The sequence below is a fragment of the Tahibacter harae genome (genome assembly GCF_024437735.1).
GTDB classification, from domain to species: Bacteria; Pseudomonadota; Gammaproteobacteria; order Xanthomonadales; family Rhodanobacteraceae; genus Tahibacter; species Tahibacter harae.
The window spans coordinates 10,417-30,115 of the sequence record NZ_JANFQO010000035.1 but is presented as its reverse complement, the minus strand read 5'-3'; the positions used below and the strand labels follow the sequence as shown (position 1 = coordinate 30,115).

The following is a 19,699-nucleotide window of genomic DNA, read 5'->3' as shown; positions in this document are numbered from 1 at the left end:
CAGATCCTTGACTGGACTGGCAGAGCGCTGGCGCCCGGCAAGCGTGGCAGGATCGCTGAAGGCGCTCCTGCAATCCTCGCTGTCATCGACAGGGATGCCCGGCGGTGGGCGATGCGAGTAAGCGGCTACGGCGGCGGCTGGGCACGCGCCGCAGGCTGTGCCCAGGACTTGATTGACCTCGCCGCGCGAATCGGCCAGCGCTGGTTGCAGGGCATCCGGCTGGCTTGGCGGCTGAGTTAGGCAGGCGGGGCTATTTCACAATCCGGCGTTCCGCAGGAGTGGACGTCGCCGGCAGCTTGTCTTCGTCGCTTGTCGGAAACGAGAGTTTGATGCCACATTTTGTGGCGTCCCGATTCTGCTTCCGGTGTTCTGTTCTGGCGCTGAGTTTCAGATCTAAGGTGCACAGAAAATCCGCGGAAAGAAGTCAGGCAATTCAGGACTGTGGGTGTCCCCAAAGAAGAGGGGCATACCGCCGCTCAATGAAAATCCCGTGACTGTATGCCCAGCCGCGGCAGCAGGCCGCTGTAGTTGTCCAGCCGCTGCGCAACCAGGTGCACGACGTCGTCCACGATCTGCAGTTTGCCCTCCACGTAGAGCACGGTGGATTCCAGCAGGGCGCGCCGGTAGCGCAGGGCGATGCGTTCCCAGACGACGAGGTTGACCTGGCCGTATTCGTCTTCCAGGGTGAGGAAGGTGACGCCGCCGGCTTCGGGAGGGCGTTGGCGTACGGTGACCAGGCCGGCGAGGCGGGCGGATGCGCCGTTGGCGCAGTCGCGCAGTTGGCGGGAGTCGGTCAGGCGCTGACGGCGCAGTTGGGGACGGATCAGCGCGATGGGATGGCTTTCCAGGGAATAGCCCTGGGTGGCGTAGTCGGCTTCGACGTTTTCCGCCGTGCTGGGTGGACGCAGTGTGATGGGGCCGTCGGCGGTCTGCGCGTCGGCGAGCAGCGGCGGCAGGCGTTCGGCGCCGGCGCTGTACCAGCGGGCGCGGTGGCGATGCCCGGCAAGCTGGCGCAGGGCGCCGGCTTCGGCCAGGCGTTCGCGCTCGAAGCGGTCCAGGCCGGCGCGCTGGACCAGATCGGCGACGCTGGCGAAGGGTTTGTGCGTGCGCGCATCGACGATGCGCCGGGCCAGCATCTGCGAGGCGCCCTTGAGCAGACGCAGTCCCAGGCGCAGGGCGAGCGTGCCGGCCTGCGTTTCCAGATGACAGTCCCAGCTGCTGCAACAGACATCGATGGGATGTACGGTCACGCCGTGGCGGCGCGCGTCCTGGATCAGCTGTGCCGGGCTGTAGAAGCCCATGGGCTGGGAGTTGAGCAGGGCGCAGGTGAACACCGCGGGGTGGTGGCATTTGATGTACGAGGAAGCATAGGCGAGCAGGGCGAAGCTGGCCGAGTGTGATTCGGGAAAGCCGTAGCTGCCGAAACCGCGGATCTGGTTGAACAGGCCTTCGGCGTATTTTTCGTAGCCGCGCTCGCGCATGCCGTCGAAGATTTCCTGCTGGAATTTCTCCACCGTGCCGTCGTTCCTCCACGAACCCATGGAGCGGCGCAGCTGGTCGGCGCGGCCTGGGGTGAAGCCGGCGACTTCCTGCACCAGTTTCATCACCTGTTCCTGGAATATGGGCACGCCGCAGGTGCGTTCCAGGATCTGGGCGATCTTGTTCTGTTTTTCCACATTGTCCGATTCGCTGCGCAAGGTGGACTGCGGATATTCGATCGGCTCCAGGCCTTTGCGCCGGCGCAGATAGGGATGCACCATGCCGCCTTCGATGGGGCCCGGGCGCACGATCGCGATTTCCACCACCAGATCGTAGAATTTTTCCGGCCGCAGCCGCGGCAGCATGGACATCTGGGCGCGCGATTCGATCTGGAATACGCCTATGGTGTCGGCTTTCTGGATCATGGTGTAAGTGGCTTTGTCTTCCGGCGGCAGGCTGGCCAGATCCCAGTTCTTGCCGCAGTGCATGCGCAGCAGATCGAAGCATTTGCGCAGGCAGGTCAGCATGCCCAGGGCCAGGCAGTCGACCTTGAGCAGCTTGAGGGATTCCAGATCGTCCTTGTCCCACTGGATTACGGTGCGGTCGGGCATGCTGGCGTTTTCCACCGGCACCAGGGTGTGCAGCGGATGCTGCGAGATCACGAAGCCGCCGACATGCTGGGACAGGTGGCGCGGTGAGCCGCGCAGTTCCTCCACCAGCACGACCAGCTGGCGCATCAGGCGGCTGGCCGGATCGAAGCCGCATTCGATCAGGCGCTGCGCCAGCGGGACGTTGCCATGGGCGTGGGAATAGGCTTCGCTGAGCTGGTTGAGCTGGTCGTCGCCCAGGCCGAGGGCACGGCCCACGTCGCGGGCGGCGCTCTTGCGCCGGTACATGATCACGGTGGCGGCCAGGGCGGCGCGGTGGCGGCCGTACTTTTCGAACACGTGCTGGATGACTTCCTCGCGCCGCTCGTGTTCGAAATCCACGTCGATATCGGGTGGTTCGTCGCGTTCGGCGGAGATGAAGCGTTCGAACAGCAGGTCGCTTTTGACCGGATCGATCGAGGTGATGCCCAGGCAGTAGCAGACCGCGGAATTGGCGGCGGAGCCGCGGCCCTGGCACAGGATGGGAATGGGGCGGGTACGCGCCCAGTGCACGATATCGTGCACGGTGAGGAAGAAGTGTTCGTACTTGAGCTGGCTGATCAGATCCAGCTCGAATTCCAGCTGGTGCTGGTGGCGTGGCGAGATGCCTCCGGGCCAGCGCCAGGCCGCGCCGGCCCAGGTCAGCGCGCGCAGGTGGGCGTTGGCGCTCAGGCCGGCCGGCACGACTTCGGCGGGATATTCGTAGCGCAGCGAATCCAGGCGGAAATGGCATAGCGCAGCGATGCGCACGCTTTCGGCCAGCAGGTCGGCATCGTAGATGCGTTGCAGTGCCGGCAGGGGACGCAGGTGGCGTTCGCCATTGGGGAACAGGGCATGGCCGGCCTGATCGACCGTGGTGTTCAGGCGTATCGCCGTCATCACATCCTGCAGGGCGCGGCGGCGGCGCTGGTGCATATGCACATCGCCGGCGGCGACCAGGGGCAATCCGTGTTCCCGGCTCAATTGGCGCAGCCAGGCCAGATGTTCGCCGTCGCTGCCGTCGCGGTGCAGCTCCACCGCGATCCAGCTGCGTTGTGGAAAATTATTTTTTATCCATTGCGCCTGCTCGGCCGCGGCTGTGCCGGCGTTCCGGGATGGCGGCAGCCACAGGACGAGCAGGCCGCCGGGCAGGTGCTCCAGGCCGGCGCGGGAGAGGGAATACTCGCCCTTGGCGCTATTGTGACGCGCCCGGGTGATCACCTGGCACAGGCCGGCGTAGCCTTGCTGATCCTGCACCAGCAATACCAGCTTGAGGCCGTCGTCGAGGCGGAACTCGCTGCCGACGATCAGCGGCAGGCCGTGATCGCGCGAGGCATTGCGGGCGCGCACGATGCCGGCGAGCGAGCATTCGTCGGTGATCGCCAGCGCCGAGTAGCCCAGTCGGCTGGCGCGCTCGAACAGTTCATCCGCGCTGGAGGCGCCGCGCTGGAAGCTGAAGTCCGACAGGCAGTGCAGTTCCGCGTAGGCGATGGCGCCGGGGATTGCGCTGTCGTCGGAGGACGCAGGCGCCCATGCTTCGGCACGGGTGACTGATGTTGGAGTATCGGTGCCGGGTGGATTTGCAGATGTGGTGATTCTGGCTGTGCTGGTGCCAGGCAGCGTCGATGCAGGAATAGGCGTGGTATCGGTGCCAGGCGGCGTCGAGGTGGGCGCCGTTGTGGTACCGCTGCCGGACCGCGTCGATGCGGGAGCTGTTGCTGCACGGGTGTCAGGCGGTGCCGATACGGGAGCAGCTGCGATACTTGTGCCGGGATTGGATGCTTCCGTACTGGCAGCGTCGTCAAGGAGTGGCGGCGCGGATTCGCAGGTCTGATCCGCGGCAGGCGCGTTTTCTACCGTTTTTTGCGCCTGCGCCAGCGTCCTGGCGGCATCGCGCCGGCGGCGGCGTTCGGCCAGATCGATGGGATCTTCGCTCATGCGAACCAGCCGTGCAGCATCCAGCCGCTGTCTTCGCCGGCCGGCAGATAGGCCCAGGCGCGCTGGCCGTTGGCGCAGCGCACGATGTAGTAATCGCGCCGGGCGTCGTCGCCGTCCCACCAGCCAGTTTCTATGCGTTCGGGGCCGGCCAGGATCTGCGCCAGCGGCTGGCGCAGCGGAATCGGCCTGGCCAGCAGCCATAGCGGGCGCGCGGCGTTGGGGACCTGGGCGCTGCGCAGGCGCGCGGCTGCCGCATGGGTCTCCGCGCTGCTGCGTTTTGCTCCGGGCCAGACGGGTTTGCTGTCTTGCGTGTTCCTGGTTTTCGCGGTGGATTTGGTCGCAGACGGCGAGCGTGTCGCAGCCGGCTTCGTCGTAGCGGTGTCGACGGCAGTGAAGCGCCAGGCGCGTTCGGGGCGATGGTCGGCGACGCAGGCCAGACCGCGCAGTGCTTCGTCGCCGAGACGGCTGCGCAGGCGTTCGGTCAGATCCGGCCAATCCAGTCCCTGGCAGCGCGCGGGTTCAAACAGGTCGCGATGGCCCGGCCGGAATGGCGCCAGTCCGGCGGCGACCAGAGCGATGGCGCTGACCGGCGCGGGGATGGCGACGCGCTCCAGCCGGCCGCGGCAGAATTCGTACAGGGCATCGGCTTCGCGCTGCACGCTGCTCAGGTTTACCGGCACCCGCGTCGTGGCATGGTCTTCGTGTTCCAGGCGCAGTTCGAACGTCTGCACGCCGCTGTCGCGCACTTGCAGGAACAGGCCCAGCTCGCGCACCAGGCGGCGTAGCGGGAATAGCAGTGCCTGCCAGCTTTCGATCAGTCCATCAAGTTCGATGCGCCGGCCGAAGCTGTCCGGCGGCTGGTACAGCGGCAGCATTTCCGCTGCGATGCCGCGCAACTGGTCCAGCCAGAGCAGGTTTTCCGGGCCTATGCGCCGGGCCAGTTCCTGCCGCGGCAGCCGCCACAGTTCGCCCAGGCGGCGAAAGCCCATGCCTTGCAGCTGCGCCGCCGCCGTCGCCGGCAGGCCGCAACTGTGCAGCGGAATGGGATCCAGCGCCTGCAGCATCATCGGCAGGCGGCGCAGGGCAATGCGATCGTGATTGAGTGCCAGCACGCGCGCGGCCGCCGCCACCGGGGCTACGCCCAGTCTGTGGCCGGCGTAGCCCAGCAGCTGCAGCTCCTGCTGCAGGCGTGAACACAGCTGGGGCCAGCCTTTGAATAAGGTCAGGCTGGCGCCGACTTCCAGATACAGCGAGTCGGGTTCGGCCAGACTGACCTGCGCGCTGTAGTGATAGGCCCAGGTGGCAAGCAGCTGCAAGCCGTGGCGTTCGGCGTCCGGTTCGCGCCGGCGCAGGTCCAGCTTGGCACACAGCGCGCGTGCGGCAGCTACGGTCAGGCCGGGTTTGGCGCCTTGGGCCAGGGCAGCGGCATTGGCCTGGAAAATCAGCGGCCGCTGGCGCGGTCCTTCGTACAAGGCACAGGGCTGGGACGAGGCGGCCAGCTCGCCGAATACGGCGCTTAGCGGCAATGTGGAAAAGTGCAGACAGGCCCAGAGCATGGGATGTGCGGATTCCTGCGGCGACGGAACGGACTTGGACCCGGCCGCCGGCCGGATCCGCTGTTCCGGCGGTGCCACCGTCGGCACAGCACGCGGAGATCCGCGCGCAGGATTCGTGCAGGAGGAAGAAAAAGCCCTCTCCCCGGCGGCATCCTTGCCTGGGGAGAGAGTGGAGAAGAGGGGATCTTGCCGAGGGACGGGTAGGGACACGGTGCCTCGCTTGCATCTCATCCGCTGCGATTCATTGCCTGCCGCTTGCCGGGCCGGCGAATGGCGGCTGTCTAACGGCCGGCGGACAGGGGTTCGGCAATGCCGGGGGCATTGGCCCAAGGCCGTTGTCTGGAAGGCGGCGTTGCATGGGAGGCGAGTGACCGGCAGCGGCATCCTGCACGTGGCCGTCGTTGCCGGCTTCCAGCGGCAGCCTGCGAGGGTAGTGATTGGCCGCTGCCCGCATACCGCCGGGCATGAATGTTCCCTGTGGCCTGGCCCGGGGCGTGATGAGGCCGACGCACAGAGTTCATGACCTGCCACCGCGGGAAGCCGCCGCCGGAACCTCCTGGCGCCGGCGGCGGATCGCGCACGTCCTGTGCGCGAATGGAGGAATAGGGACTGCCTGGCCAATAGCGAGATGGCCGGCCCGGAAGTACGGGCGCTGCGGTGCTGATTGGCGGTGCCGGCCTGTCAGGACGATGCAGGAAAAGCCCGCCGCCAGCGCGTCCCTGCGCCGGCGGCAGACTCGCGGGCTTCCTGCGCGCGAGTTCGGGGAAAAAGGAAGGCTGCCGGACCTCCGGTTGCTGCATCGGTGCGACCGGATGGCCTGGCTTGGCCAGGCATTGAAGCGAAGCCGGAGTACGGGCAGGCGCTGCTGATGAGCGTAAATGCAGGCAGCGGTCGGAGCAGCTGCCATGGAGCGCGCGCCTGGCAAAGCTTGGGTGGCAGGTGTGGCAATGCGTACCTGAGGCCGTATCTGATTCCTGCCTGCACAGGATGCCTGCTGCGAATGCAATTGGTGCAGTTGCATGCGGAGAATTGCCGGGGTACATGACGACAGGAATGCAGGGCGCGGCTTGACTGCGGTTGGTGCAGGCTGCCGCTTGCGAAGACAGCTGATGCAGGTGGAATGCCGGGCGGAATCTGATGGATCGCGGCGCAGTCGATATGCCCGGCGTGGCCTGGTGGCTGCCTGAGCGGATCAAACAGCGTTTGCACCGCCACGGGGCGTGGCCTGCGCGATGAATCCCGGCACTGGTTGCGACGGCTGGCATCAGGTGAGGTATCCGTTGGCTTTGCTGGGCTCGCTCCACGCGCAACGGCAACAATCGACTGCCGGCGACTGGCCGTTGCGCGCGGAGGGCTCCGAAACGGGAAGATCAGGCGAGGCTCAGCGTGACCATCGCAAGCGGGTATCGCGGCGGGTGTCGAAACCGCCGCGACATTTGAGCACCTCGATGCGGGTTGTGGCGCCGTCGCTGTCGACCAGCAGACGCAGGCCGGAGGGACTGGCTGCCTGTGCGGCCGCGGCCGGCCGGAACACGAAACCAAGCGAGCCGCCGGTTTCCGCGGCCAGCTGCAGGCGCCGCAACTGAGCGTAGTCGGACTTGGGCAGCCAGCACAGCACAGCGCCGCAACCGCCGGAGCGCAGGCACTGCTCGGTACCCCAATAGCTGTCGCCGCCGCTGGCTTCGATCTGGGTGACCTGGCTCAGGTCCACGCCGTGTTCCTGCAAGGCCGGTGCATAGGGTACGTATGGCGGTGCGACGAAGACCACGCGGCGACGGCGGCGGGTCAGCTCGGCCAGGGCCGGCATCAGCAGGCTGAGTTCGCCCAGTCCGTCCTGGCTCAGCAGGATTTCCGACAGTGCCCCCACCGGCCAGCCGCCGCCGGGCAGCAGGGCGTCCAGCTCCGCACAGCCCGAGGCCAGGGTGCGCAGGGTTGGTGCTGAGGTGGACGCCCGGCGCCAGACACCGGGGTGCCGCAGGACTTCGTTCAGGCCAACTGCGTTCATGCTCTCATCCCTGGCGAATCACGCCGACATAGAGGCCTTCGATCGCGAAGGCGTTCGTGCGCCGCGGATCGACCTCGATCGGCGCGAAATCCGGGTTTTCCGACAACAGCAGCAGACGGTCGCGCTCGCGGCGCAGGCGCTTGACCGTGATCTCGTCGTCCAGGCGCGCGACGACAATGCGGCCTTCGTCCGCGACGGCGGTGCGGTGCACGGCAATCAGGTCGCCATCAAGGATGCCGGCGTCGCGCATGCTGAGCCCCACGACGCGCAGCAGGAAATCGGCGTGCGGACGGAACAGCGCGGCATCGATCGCATAGCTGGCTTCGATATTGGCGTCCGACAGGATGGGCGTGCCGGCGGCGACCCGGCCGACCAGCGGCAGCTCGCGCAGGGCGGCGCGCGGCGACGGGCGCCCGGCCGGACCGTGGCTACGCACCAGGCGCAGCCCGCGGTGCTGCGGCAGGCGCTGCAGGGCGCCCTTGCGCACCAGCGCTTCGATATAGTCCTGGGCGGAACTGTGGCTGCGCAGGCTCAGTGCATCGGCGATCTCGCGCAGGCTGGGGGCCTGCGAATGCTCGGCCAGGTACTCGGCGATATAGTCGAGTACGCGCTGCTGATTGGCGGTCAGACTGGGGTCGGGGCTCATACGTACAAATGTACGTATATCGTCCCTGATGTGCAAGTGTCCGCGACAGACGCCGGACCGGAGCGGTCAGGCCGGTACACGGGCGCGCAGGCGCGGCCGCAGCCATTGCGGCAGTCAGGCAGAAACGGAAGAGCGCGGCGGCGGAGAATGCCGGATAGCGCCAGCTCAGCAGGATCAGGCGAACCAGGCTTCCATCCCGCCGCTTGCTGCCAGCTGCTGCTCAGCGCTTGCGCTTTGCCAGCAGGCTGTCGAGCTGATTGGCGAAGGCTTGTCGGTCGCGCGCGTGGAATGCCGCGGGACCGCCGGTGTCGATGCCGGCGCCGCGCAGCTCGTCCATGAAATTGCGCAGGCTCAGGCGCTGGGCGATGCTGTCGGATGTATACAATTCGCCGCGCGGATTCAGCGCGAGCGCGCCCTTGGCGATGGCGGCGGAGGCCAGCGGAATATCGGCGGTGACGACGAGATCGCCGTTCTCGACCCGCTCCACAATGGCCGCATCGGCCGCATCGAAGCCGCCGGGCACCTGCAGCGAGCGGATGTTCGGCGAGGGCGGCGTGCGTATGTACTGATTGGCGACCAGGATGGTTTCCACGCCGACGCGGTCGGCGGCGCGGAAGATGATGTCCTTGATCACATTGGGACAGGCGTCGGCGTCGACCCAGAGGCGCATGGCTTGAGCAGCTGGCAGGGGTGGGAGAGAAACGCGGGACCGTACCGGCGCCGCGTTTCTCTCTCCATCGCCCTTATTGCTGCTTTTTCCCCGCTGCCAGCTTCAGCCAGGTGTCCACGACCGTATCCGGATTCAGCGACACCGACTCGATGCCCTGGTCCATCAGCCACTGCGCCAGATCCGGGTGGTCCGACGGGCCCTGGCCGCAGATGCCGATGTACTTGCCCTTGGCGCGGGCGGTCTGTATCGCCATCGACAGCAGCTTCTTGACTGCGGCGTTGCGCTCGTCGAACAGGTGGGAAACGATGGCCGAGTCGCGGTCCAGGCCCAGGGTGAGCTGGGTCAGGTCGTTGGAGCCGATCGAAAAACCGTCGAAGATTTCAAGGAATTCCTCGGCCAGCAGGGCGTTGGACGGCAGTTCGCACATCATGATCAGCTTGAGGCCGTTCTCGCCGCGCTTGAGGCCGTTCTCGGCCAGCACCTCGATCACCTTGCGGCCTTCCTCCAGCGTGCGCACGAACGGGATCATGACCCAGGCGTTGTCCAGGCCCATTTCCTCGCGCACGCGCTTCATCGCGCGGCATTCCAGCGCGAAGCAGTCGCGGAAGGACGGATCCACATAGCGCGCCGCGCCGCGGAAACCGATCATCGGGTTTTCCTCGTGCGGCTCGTAGCGCGCGCCGCCGATCAGGTTGGCGTATTCGTTGGACTTGAAATCCGACAGGCGCACGATGACCGGGTTCGGCGCGAACGCCGCGGTGATGGTGGCGATGCCTTCGGCCAGACGGTCGACGTAGAACTCGACCGGATCGGCGCCGTTGATGCGCTCGTCGATCTTGCGCCGGGTTTCCGCATCCTGGCGCGAATATTCGATCAGCGCCTTGGGGTGCAGGCCGATATGGCTGTTGATGATCATTTCCAGCCGCGCCAGGCCGACGCCGGCATTGGGCAGCATGGCGAAATCGAAGGCGCGCTCCGGGTTGGCCACGTTCATCATGATCTTCAGCGGCGCCGGCGGCATGGCGTCCAGGTCGGCGGTGATGCGCTCGAAATCCAGCTTGCCCGAGTAGATGAAGCCCGTATCGCCCTCGGCGCAGGACACGGTGACCTCGGCGCCGTCGGGAATGGTGTCCAGCGCGTTGCCGCAGCCGACCACCGCGGGCACGCCCAGCTCGCGCGCGATGATGGCGGCGTGGCAGGTGCGGCCGCCGCGGTTGGTGACGATGGCCGCGGCTCGCTTCATCACCGGCTCCCAGTCCGGGTCGGTCATGTCGGCGACGAGCACGTCGCCGGGCTGCACGCGGTTCATGTCGGCCAGCGAGCGGATCACCTTGGCCGTACCCGCGCCGATCTTCTGGCCGATGGCGCGGCCTTCGGTCAGCACCGTGCTGGAACCCTTGAGCTGGAAGCGCTCGATCTGGGTGGCGCGGGCGCGCGATTTCACCGTTTCCGGGCGCGCCTGCACGATGTACAGCTTGCCGGTGATGCCGTCCTTGGCCCATTCGATGTCCATGGGACGGCCGTAATGCTGTTCGATCACCAGCGACTGTTTTGCCAGTTCCTGCACGTCGGCGTCGCTGATGCAGAAGCGGGCGCGCTCGGCGGCCGGCGTCTCCTCGATGCGCACGCGCTCGCCGGCGACCGGGGAATAGACCATGCGCTGCTGCTTGGCGCCGAGCTGGCGGCGCAGGATGGCCGGCTTGCCGGCCTGCAGCGTGGGCTTGTAGACATAGAACTCGTCCGGATTCACCGCGCCCTGCACGACCATCTCGCCCAGGCCGTAGCTGCCGGTGACGAAGACTGCATCGCGGAAGCCCGATTCGGTGTCCAGGGTGAACAGCACGCCGGAGGCGCCGACATCGGAGCGCACCATCAGCTGCACGCCGGCGGAGAGGAACACGTCCTCGTGCTTGAAGCCGTGGTGTACGCGATAGGCGATGGCGCGATCGTTGTATAGCGAGGCGAAGACTTCCTTGACCTTGTGCACCACGTCGTCGACGCCGGTGACATTGAGGAAGGTCTCCTGCTGGCCGGCGAAGGAGGCGTCCGGCAGGTCCTCGGCGGTGGCGGAGGAGCGCACGGCGACGGAGACATCGCTGGCGCCGGCGTCGGCGCAGAGCTTGGCGTAGGCGGCGCGCACGGCCTGGTCGAATTCCGGCAGCAGCGGCGTTTCCACCACCCAGCGGCGGATCTCGGCGCCGGCGCGGGTGAGTTCGTCGACGTTTTCCACGTCCAGGCCGGCCAGGCGCTGCTGCACGCGATCGGCCAGGCCGCTCTGGGCGATGAACTGCTGGAACGCATGCGCCGTGGTGGCGAAGCCGCCCGGCACAGAGACGCCGAGCTTGGCTAGGTTGCCGATCATTTCGCCCAGCGACGAATTCTTGCCGCCGACCTTGCCCAGATCGGCAAGTCGCAGGTTGTCCAGCCAAAGCACCAGGTCGCTCAAGGTCAATCTCCGGATAGCAGAAAGGACGCGACACCGGGCCCTGCGCAACCTGTGCCGGCGCGGGACCGGCCGCGCCGCGCGCGCCGGAGGCGGGCAGGGCGGGGAACGGTGCAGCGTGGCGCAGGTACGCCGACGGGCGTCGGCGTCAGAAAAGACGGTGAATTTTCCGGGTTCGCGCGCGAGTAGACAAGCTTGTGCGCTGCGACATGGCCAGGGCTCATGAGCCGGTCCCGCCCGCAGCGGCGGGGCCATGCGGTTTTTTGCAGGGCCGCGGCCGCGCCGGAGGCGGCCGACTGGCTTACTCTTGCGCGGTCTTTTCCGCCAGGATGCGCCATGCGCCGAACCATCTACTTCATTTCCGACGGCACCGGCATCACCGCCGAGACGATAGGCCACTCGGTGCTGACCCAGTTCGACGGCATCGAATTCGACACCTTCCGCATTCCCTTCGTCGACGAGGAGACCAAGGCCCAGGCCGCGGCCATCCGCATCAAGACCTGCCATGCCCAGACCGGGCAGCGGCCCATCGTCATCAATACGGTGGTCGATCCGGCCCTGACCGAGATACTGGCCGGCAGCGGCGCGCTGATGGTCGACGTGTTCGCGCCGTTCATAGGCCCGCTGGAACAGGAACTGGGCACGCCGCGGTCGCGGCACGTGAACAAGGCCCACGGCCTGGTCAATTTCGCCGAATACGAGGCGCGCATCAATGCGACCAACTACGCGCTGTCGCACGACGACGGCGTATCAACCAATTATGCCGATGCGGAAATGATCCTGGTCGGCGTATCGCGTTCGGGCAAGACGCCGACCTGTCTTTATATGGCGCTGCACTACGGCGTGAAGGCGGCGAATTATCCGCTGACCGACGAGGACCTGGAGAAGATGGAGCTGCCGGCGCGGCTGCGGCCTTATCGCAACCGTCTCTACGGCCTGACCATCGACGCTCAGCGCCTGGCCCAGGTGCGCGAGAACCGCCGTCCGAACAGCCGCTACGCCACCCTGGAGCAGTGCCGCTGGGAGCTGGCCCAGGCCGACAAGCTGTTCCGGCGCGAGAATATTCCGGTGCAGAACACCACGCATACCTCGATCGAGGAGATCGCGAGCAAGATCCTCTCTGCCCTGGGCATAGAGAAGCACATGTTCTGAGCGGGGCGCGGCGTGCGGCCGGCAAAAAACGGCGCGCGCCGCGCTGCGCCGGGAACTCCATGGTAGCAGTCCGGCGCCGGCGGCGGCAGTCTGGTCGCCCCGGTGGCCGCTGCTATGATCGGCCGCATGACTACGGTTGCCGACAAGCCTCTGAAACTCTTTCCCGGCCGCTTCGCCTATCTGATGGGGCTGTATGCGGAAAACTATCAGCGCCTGGTGCGCCTGTTCGCGCCGCAGCGCCTGCGGCCGGGCGTTTATCTGTCTTCGATAGACGATGGCCTGGATGTACGCCTGGATCTGATCGAGCAGCACCGCTACACGGTGGAACTGCGCCTCAACTACTGCCTGCGCGAAAGCGGCAGCGGCGAACTGGCACCTTCGGCCTGGTTGCGGCTGTACCAGGATGCGCACCTCGCCGAGGCCACGCACTGTCATCCGGGGCGGCATCTGATCGATGTGCTGGGGCCGTATCCGCCGGCGCAGACCGTATTCCAGCATCGCCTGCGCATGAACGCCTTTCTCACCCGCTGGCTGGAATACCTGGGTGAGCAGGGCCATTCCGTAGGCAGCCTGCGGCGTGTGACCGATGATGCGGCGGAATTGCCGCCACAGCGCAACGCCGGTTGAAGCCGCACTGAACGAAGGCGCCGCTGAGGCGTGCTCAGGCATGCGGCAATACGCAGGCCAAAAAAAACCCGCCGTGAGGCGGGTTTGATTTGCAGCTGGCGGAGTGGACGGGACTCGAACCCGCGACCCTCGGCGTGACAGGCCGATATTCTAACCGACTGAACTACCACTCCATTAAACGTGCAACAATTTCCTTTTGCTGCTTTTGCTCCAACTTTCACTTGGAGCGGAACACTGTCCGGTGTTCCCTTGTTGGCGTCCCCACGGGGATTCGAACCCCGGTCGCTACCGTGAAAGGGTAATGTCCTAGGCCTCTAGACGATGGGGACTTGAACCTCTCTGAGAAACGTACTGCGTGAAATCCGGTGGTGGAGCCAGTCGGGATCGAACCGACGACCTCTACAATGCCATTGTAGCGCTCTCCCAGCTGAGCTATGGCCCCCTTGCGGAGGAGCGGAATCTTAGGGAGGGCGGCCTCGACCGTCAACCCCTTTCGCGAAATTTTTTGCAACCGAACCAACCGCTTCGTTTGCTGCCGATCATTTGACCAGTTGGCGACTGTCAATTGACCGGCAAATTTCGCGTCCCGGCGATCCCGCCGCGGGGGCGCAATCCTAACGATGTTTCTGCGCAATGCAATGGGGGCGGAGAAAAATATTTTCGTGCCGCCGCACGATTCACGGCAGCGTCGAAACCGCTTGCGGCGATGCTGCCGGCAAGGTAATTGATGCAGGGGCTGCGCGGGGGAGGGCTGCAGCCCGCCGGCATGTCCGCTCGTCGCGATTGCGGGCCTTGAACCTGCGCTGCATGCGCGACCTTCCCTCCGCCACACACTGCACAGGCCCCCCATGCACGGCATCGAATTCCTCAAGGATCTTGCGGTGATCATGGTGGTGGCCGGCTGCACCACGCTGATCTTCCACAAGCTGCGCCAGCCGGTAGTGCTGGGCTACATCCTGGCCGGCCTGCTGATCGGCCCGCACACGCCGCCGTTCGCGCTGATCACCAACGAGCACACCATCCAGGGCTTTGCCGATCTGGGCGTGGTGCTGCTGATGTTTTCGCTGGGGCTGGAATTCAGCCTGGGCCGCCTGCGTGAAGTCGGCATCGCCGCGCTGGTCGCGACCGGCGTGGAAGTGATGCTGATGCTGTGGGCCGGCTACGAACTGGGGCGCTGGTTCGGCTGGCGCACCATGGATGCGCTGTTCCTGGGCGCGATGATGGCGATTTCCTCGACCATGCTGGTGCTGCGCGCCATCCACGAAGCCGGCCAGAAGCAGGAGCGTTTCGCCCGGCTGGTCTTCGGCATCCTGGTGATCGAGGACATCTTCGCCATCGTGCTGATCGCGGTGCTGTCGGGCATCGCCATCACCGGCTCGGTGGAGCCGGGCACGGCGCTGGCGACGGTGGGCAAGCTCAGCCTGTTCATCGTGGTCGCGCTGGTGCTGGGCCTGCTGCTGCTGCCGCGCCTGGTCGACCATATCGCCGCCGAGGGCAGCAGCGAGATGCTGCTGGTCGCCTCGCTGGGCATCTGCTTCGGTGCGGCGCTGCTGGCGGCGGCGGCCGGCTTCTCGGTCGCCCTCGGCGGCTTCGTCGCCGGCGCCATCGTCGCCGAGGCCAGGTCGGTCAAGCGCGTCGAACATCTGGTCGAGCCGGTGCGCGACATGTTCGGTGCGCTGTTCTTCGTCGCCATCGGCATGCTGATCCAGCCCGATCTGCTGTTCCAGTATTTCGTGCCCGTGCTGCTGGTGGCCGGCGTGGTGGTGGTGGGCAAGACTCTGGCAGTGACCTTCGGCGGCGTCATCGCCGGCAACGATGGCCGCACCGCGCTGCGCGCCGGCCTGGGGCTGGCGCAGATCGGCGAGTTCTCCTTCGTCATCGCCGGCGTGGGCCTGGCCAGCGGCGTCATCAGCGATTTTCTCTATCCCATCGCCGTCGCCGCCTGTGTGCTGACGGCTTTCGTCACGCCGTTCTTCCTGCGCCAGTCCGACCGCATCGCCGACCGCCTGCACGGCCTGCTGCCGCGCAAGGTACGTGCGCTGATGATCGCCTATGCGCACTGGATCGCCGGGCTCAAGCCGGTGGAGGAGAACGCCGTCATCGCGCACATGCTGCGCCGGCTGGTACTGCATATCGTGATCAACATGGCCCTGGTGGTGGCGGTGTTCCTGGGTGCGGCCTGGCTCAAGCCGCGCATGCTGGAATGGCTGCCGCAGTGGACCGCGGGCGAAACCCTGCGGCGCAGCCTGCTCTGGTCGCTGGCGCTGTTCCTGTCCATGCCCATGCTGATCGCGGCCTACCGCAAGGCCGACGCGCTGGGCATGGTGCTGGCGGAGATGGGCATAAGCGAAGGCGTGGCCGGTGCGCGCACCTATGCGCTGCGCCGCGTGCTGGGCAAGATGATCCCGCTGGCGGTGCTGGTGATACTGGCCGTGCTGGTGATGGCGCTGGGCTCGGCCATACTGCCCTCGCGCGAGGTGCTGTTGCTGCTGCTGCTGGTTGCCGCCGCGCTGACGGCGTTCCTGTGGCGCTCCTTCGTGCAGGTGCATGCGCGCCTGCAGGCGGCGCTGCGCGACGTGATGCGCACGCCCAGCGACGGCGGAGCTTGATTCCGGCCTGAGCCCTGCGTGTATATTTCTTGGCATCGTGTGCTTTGCCGCACATGGCCGGAGACGGTGCCAGCGCATGAGCGGATCCCCGCAACGGCAGGATGGCGATGACTGGCTGCGCCGGCAGCAGGAAATCCTGCACCTGCTTGCCCTGGGCGCGCCGCGCGAGCGCCTGCTGGGCGAGATGCTGGCGCTGTTGCAGGCCTCGTTTCCCGGCGCCGGGCTGTGGCTGTACGCGCTGGCCGATGCCGAGCCGTTCTGCTGGAGCAGCGTGGCCGATCCGCTGTCGCAGGCGTTGCAGCAGAGCTTTGCCGGCGCTGTCGCGACACCCGCCGCCGGCTGGGAGCAGGCCGCTCCGGCAGCGGCGCCCTGGGGCGCGGCGGCGCTCGCCGCCGGTTACGCCGGACTATGGCTGGAGCCGCTGCAGGATGTGGAAGCCCGGCGCACCGGCCAGCTGGTATTGCTGCTTACGCCGCCGCAACCGCCGGACGCGGCCGGCCGCACCCTGGCGCGCATCGCCGCCACCGTGGCCGAACTCATATTGCAGCGCGACAGCGCGGTGGCCGGGCTGGAACGCGGCCGCGAACTGTACCGCTCGCTGCTGGACAATCATCCCGACGCGGTGCTGCGCATCGACCCCGACGGCCGCATCGAAGGCGCCAACGCCGCGGCGGCCGCCGTTTTCGCGCGGCCGCTGGAGCAGCTGCGCGAATCCTCGCTGCCGCAGCTGCTGGATCCGGCGGTGCAGCCGGCGCTGGCGCTGCGCATGCAGTCGGCCCTGGCCGGCCAGGCGCAGACGCTGGATGTGATCGCGCCGCGGCCCGGTGCCCGCCCGCACGAACTGGAATTGATCCTGGTGCCGCTGCGCGACCGTGCCCGCGCCCGGGGCGTGTTCGCCATCGCCCGCGACGTGACCCGCTACCGCGCCGCCGAGCGCGCGCTGCGCCGCACCTACGAGCAGTCGCTGCTGCGCCGCGACCAGCTGCTGCACCTCAACGGCGTGGCGGTGGCCTGTGCCGCGATCGAGGATGTGCATGCGCTGATGCTGCTGCTGGCGCGCTCGATGGCGGCCTTGCCGGGCGTGGATTTCGTGCGCCTGAGCCTGCAGCCGCGCGCGCTGCAGCAGCGCGGCATGGATGTGGTCTGCACCCTGGCCCGGCCCGACCTGGCCGAGCAGTCGCGCCTGCTGCCCGAGGCGCTGCGCCAGCGTGCCGCCGGATTGGACGAGCCGCAGCGCGCCTACTGGTACCTGGGCGACGATGGCGCCGCGGGCGAGGGCCACTGGCTGGGCATGGGACTGCGCGCCGACGGCGGCGTCGGCATCGGTTCGCTGGAGTGGTTCGGCCTGCGCCGCGATGCCTTCGACGATGACGACGAAGTGCTGCTGCAGCAGTTCGCCCGCCTGACTCTGAGCAATGTGCAGCGCAGCTGGCTGCACCAGAACCTGCGCGAGGCCGAGCGCGGCGTCGCCCACCAGCTGGCCTTTGTGCGCGCGATGGCCGCCAGCGTCGGCGAAGGCCTGTATGCAACCGACCGCGACGGCGGCCTGACCTTCATGAACCAGGCCGCCAGCGACATCCTGGGCTGGCCGGCCGAGGAACTGCGCGGCGTGGCGGCCGAACAGCGCTTCCTGCCGCCGGCGGACAGCCAGCCCGGGCCGGCGTTGCAGGCCCTGCGCCACGACCGCCGCAGCGCGGCGCACCGCGAATTCGTCAGCCGCGACGGCCGCCGCATCCCGGTCGATCTGGTTGCCTCGCCGCTGAACCTCGGCGGCGAGGTGGTCGGCGCCGTGGTGGTGTTCCGCGACATCAGCGAACGTTTGCAGGCCGAGGCGGCGCGGCTGGAGCGCGACCGCTTCTTCGCCCTGTCGCTGGAACTGTTCGTGATCGTCGATCTGGACGGGCGCCTGCTGCAGTCCAACGCCGCGACCCAGCGCCTGCTGCGGCGCAGCGCCGAGGCCGTGAACGGCAGCAACTGGCGCGACTACGTGCATCCCGACGACGAAGCCGCGACCGCTGCGGCGACCGCGCAGATTATCGCCCTGGGCAGCGCCGAGGCCTTCATCAACCGCTGGATAGACGCCGATGGCGAAGTGCACTGGCTTGAATGGACTGCCTCGCTGTCGCCGGATCAGCGCATCTTTGCCGTCGCCCGCGACATCACCGAGCGGCGCCGCTTTGAAAGCGAGCTGGCCCACCACGCCACCCACGACGCGGTCACCGGCCTGCCGCGCATCGAACAGGTCGAAGCCTTCCTGGTCGCGGCGCTGGCTGCCGCCGCGCTGCGCGGCGGGCGGGTCAGCGTGTTCTACCTGGACCTGGACCGCTTCCATCTCATCAACGATTCCCGCGGCCACGCCATCGGCGACCAGGTACTGCGCACGGTGGCGCGGCGCCTGCTCGAATCCGCGGGCGAGCAGGGCCGTGTCGCACGCATTGCCGGCGACGAATTCCTGATCGTGCGCGCCGACGACGGCGACGGACCGGACCAGCAGGAACTGGGCGAATCCCTGCGCCTGCTGGTGGAGCGGCCCATAGACCTGGGACCGCAGCAGGTCTTCCTCACCTGCAGCGTGGGCGTGAGCTGTTTCCCGGAGAACGGCACGGCGGCGAGCGAGCTGATGCAGCAGGCCGAAGCCGCCATGACCCGGGCCAAGGACGAGGGGCGCAATGCGGTCGCGTCTTTCTCCAACGAACAGTCGCAGGCGCTCAAGGACCGGCGCGAGCTGGGCTCGGGCCTGCGCGCGGCCATCGCCAACGGCGAGCTGATCCTGCATTTCCAGCCGCAGATCGGCGCGCACAACTGGCAGGTGCGCGGCGTCGAGGCCCTGGTGCGCTGGAACAGTCCGGTGCACGGCCTGCTGCCGCCGGGCCGCTTCATTCCGGTGGCCGAGGAACTGGGCATCATCGTCGAGCTGGGCCAGTGGGTGCTGGAATCGGCCTGCCGCAAGGCGCGCGAATGGCTGGACAGCGGCCTGGCCGAATTCACCGTCGCGGTGAACGTGTCGGCGCTGCAGCTGCAGCGGCCGGATTTCCTGGAGCGCGTACAGCGCGCGCTGGAAGTCTCGCGCCTGCCGCCGCGCTACCTCGAACTGGAGTTGACCGAATCCATGGTCATGGCCCATGTCGAGCGCGTCATTGTCGCCATGCGTTCGCTCAAGGCATTGGGCGTGAGCCTGTCGCTGGACGATTTCGGCTCGGGCTATTCCAGCCTGAACTACCTGCGCCGCTTTCCCATCGACAAACTCAAGATCGACCAGTCCTTCGTGCGCGACATCATCACGGATCCGGGCTCGGCCGGCATCTGCCGCGCGGTGATCGCGCTGGGCCATCAGCTCGGCATGGTGGTCAGCGCCGAAGGGGTGGAGACCATAGGCCAGGCCGCCTTCCTGCGCCGCAACGAATGCGACCAGTTCCAGGGCAATTATTTCTGTGCGCCCATGCCCGAGGCGCAGACCTTTGAAGTGCTGCGCCGGCGCTACCTGCGCCAGGAAGACGAGGGCGGCGGCCTGGTCGCGCGCCCCAGCAACGAGACCCTGCTGTTGCTCGACGACGAGGAAAACGTGCTGCGCGCCCTGGTGCGCCTGCTGCGCCGCGACGGCTACCACATCGAGACGGCCAACAACGCGCGCCAGGCCTTCGAGATCCTCGCCGCCCAGCCGGTGCAGGTGATCATTTCCGACCAGCGCATGCCCGATATCAGCGGCACCGAGTTCCTCGGCCGGGTGAAGGATCTCTACCCCGACACGGTGCGTCTGATCCTGAGCGGCTACAGCGACTTCGCCTCGCTCACCGAGGCGATCAACCGCGGCGCCGTCTACCGCTACGTGGCCAAGCCCTGGGACGACGAGGAGCTGCGCCGCATGGTGCGCGAGGCCTTCCGTATCGCCGCGGCGCGTTGACGCCGCGGCCGCGGCGGGGCGATGCGGCCTGCGCGGCCTGCGGCAGC

General features: G+C 67.3%; 11 protein-coding genes and 3 tRNA genes. 5 read left to right on the top strand and 9 right to left on the bottom strand.

Annotation, left to right across the window (positions count from 1 at the left end; all coding sequences use genetic code 11):
* On the top strand, positions 1-240 hold a 240-nt coding region (locus NM961_RS23000), incomplete at its 5' end, for a hypothetical protein (protein WP_255916773.1).
* Between the two features lie 236 nt (positions 241-476).
* On the opposite strand, the gene NM961_RS22995 is transcribed toward NM961_RS23000, so the two are convergent.
* The 6 genes from NM961_RS22995 to ppsA all read right to left on the bottom strand — a co-directional run bounded on the left by NM961_RS22995 (position 477) and on the right by ppsA (position 11,366).
* Positions 477-4,043 (bottom strand): error-prone DNA polymerase, encoded by a 3,567-nt coding sequence (locus NM961_RS22995; protein WP_255916772.1) that lies wholly within the window; start codon positions 4,041-4,043, stop codon positions 477-479.
* A complete protein-coding gene (locus tag NM961_RS24240; protein WP_343231939.1) occupies positions 4,040-5,599 on the bottom strand; it encodes a Y-family DNA polymerase in 1,560 nt (519 codons plus the stop codon). Before NM961_RS24240 ends, NM961_RS22995 begins: the two co-directional genes overlap by 4 nt.
* Positions 5,600-6,980: 1,381 nt before the next feature.
* Positions 6,981-7,604 carry a translesion DNA synthesis-associated protein ImuA gene (imuA, locus tag NM961_RS22980; RefSeq protein WP_255916771.1) on the bottom strand — a complete coding sequence of 208 codons (624 nt, stop codon included), beginning with the start codon at positions 7,602-7,604 and terminating at the stop codon, positions 6,981-6,983.
* A 4-nt stretch (positions 7,605-7,608) separates the two neighbouring features.
* A complete protein-coding gene (gene lexA, locus NM961_RS22975; RefSeq protein ID WP_255916770.1) occupies positions 7,609-8,250 on the bottom strand; it encodes a transcriptional repressor LexA in 642 nt (213 codons plus the stop codon).
* A 220-nt stretch (positions 8,251-8,470) separates the two neighbouring features.
* Positions 8,471-8,920, bottom strand: a complete 450-nt coding sequence (locus tag NM961_RS22970) for a YaiI/YqxD family protein (RefSeq protein WP_255916769.1) — start codon at positions 8,918-8,920, stop codon at positions 8,471-8,473.
* Between the two features lie 73 nt (positions 8,921-8,993).
* Positions 8,994-11,366 (bottom strand): phosphoenolpyruvate synthase, encoded by a 2,373-nt coding sequence (gene ppsA / locus NM961_RS22965; RefSeq protein ID WP_255916768.1) that lies wholly within the window; start codon positions 11,364-11,366, stop codon positions 8,994-8,996.
* Positions 11,367-11,699: 333 nt separating this feature from the next.
* Here ppsA and ppsR point away from each other — a divergent pair, with 333 nt between their 5' ends.
* Together ppsR and NM961_RS22955 are read left to right on the top strand one after the other, a co-directional pair.
* Complete coding sequence (ppsR, locus tag NM961_RS22960) at positions 11,700-12,515, top strand: posphoenolpyruvate synthetase regulatory kinase/phosphorylase PpsR (RefSeq protein ID WP_255916767.1); 816 nt, start codon at positions 11,700-11,702, stop codon at positions 12,513-12,515.
* Positions 12,516-12,641: 126 nt separating this feature from the next.
* Complete coding sequence (locus NM961_RS22955) at positions 12,642-13,142, top strand: DUF1249 domain-containing protein (protein WP_255916766.1); 501 nt, start codon at positions 12,642-12,644, stop codon at positions 13,140-13,142.
* 96 nt (positions 13,143-13,238) lie between these two features.
* Here NM961_RS22955 and NM961_RS22950 read toward each other — a convergent pair.
* From NM961_RS22950 to NM961_RS22940, 3 genes are all read right to left on the bottom strand, one after another.
* Positions 13,239-13,315 (bottom strand) — tRNA-Asp (locus NM961_RS22950).
* A gap of 80 nt (positions 13,316-13,395) precedes the next feature.
* Positions 13,396-13,471, bottom strand: a tRNA-Glu gene (locus NM961_RS22945).
* Between the two features lie 37 nt (positions 13,472-13,508).
* A tRNA-Ala gene (locus NM961_RS22940) sits at positions 13,509-13,584 on the bottom strand.
* A 406-nt stretch (positions 13,585-13,990) separates the two neighbouring features.
* Here NM961_RS22940 and NM961_RS22935 point away from each other — a divergent pair.
* Positions 13,991-15,751, top strand: a complete 1,761-nt coding sequence (locus NM961_RS22935) for a cation:proton antiporter (protein ID WP_255916765.1) — start codon at positions 13,991-13,993, stop codon at positions 15,749-15,751.
* A 76-nt stretch (positions 15,752-15,827) separates the two neighbouring features.
* On the top strand, positions 15,828-19,652 hold the full coding sequence (locus NM961_RS22930; RefSeq protein WP_255916764.1) for an EAL domain-containing protein: 3,825 nt from the start codon (positions 15,828-15,830) through the stop codon (positions 19,650-19,652).
* Positions 19,653-19,699 lie beyond the last annotated feature (47 nt).

Coding starts and splice junctions, on each gene's coding strand:
- NM961_RS22955 (WP_255916766.1), top strand. CDS start 12,642: ATGACTACGGTTGCCGACAAGCCTCTGAAACTCTTTCCCGGCCGCTTC.
- NM961_RS22970 (WP_255916769.1), bottom strand. CDS start 8,920: ATGCGCCTCTGGGTCGACGCCGACGCCTGTCCCAATGTGATCAAGGAC.
- NM961_RS22930 (WP_255916764.1), top strand. CDS start 15,828: ATGAGCGGATCCCCGCAACGGCAGGATGGCGATGACTGGCTGCGCCGG.
- NM961_RS24240 (WP_343231939.1), bottom strand. CDS start 5,599: ATGCTCTGGGCCTGTCTGCACTTTTCCACATTGCCGCTAAGCGCCGTA.
- NM961_RS22995 (WP_255916772.1), bottom strand. CDS start 4,043: ATGAGCGAAGATCCCATCGATCTGGCCGAACGCCGCCGCCGGCGCGAT.
- imuA (WP_255916771.1), bottom strand. CDS start 7,604: ATGAACGCAGTTGGCCTGAACGAAGTCCTGCGGCACCCCGGTGTCTGG.
- lexA (WP_255916770.1), bottom strand. CDS start 8,250: ATGAGCCCCGACCCCAGTCTGACCGCCAATCAGCAGCGCGTACTCGAC.
- NM961_RS22935 (WP_255916765.1), top strand. CDS start 13,991: ATGCACGGCATCGAATTCCTCAAGGATCTTGCGGTGATCATGGTGGTG.
- ppsR (WP_255916767.1), top strand. CDS start 11,700: ATGCGCCGAACCATCTACTTCATTTCCGACGGCACCGGCATCACCGCC.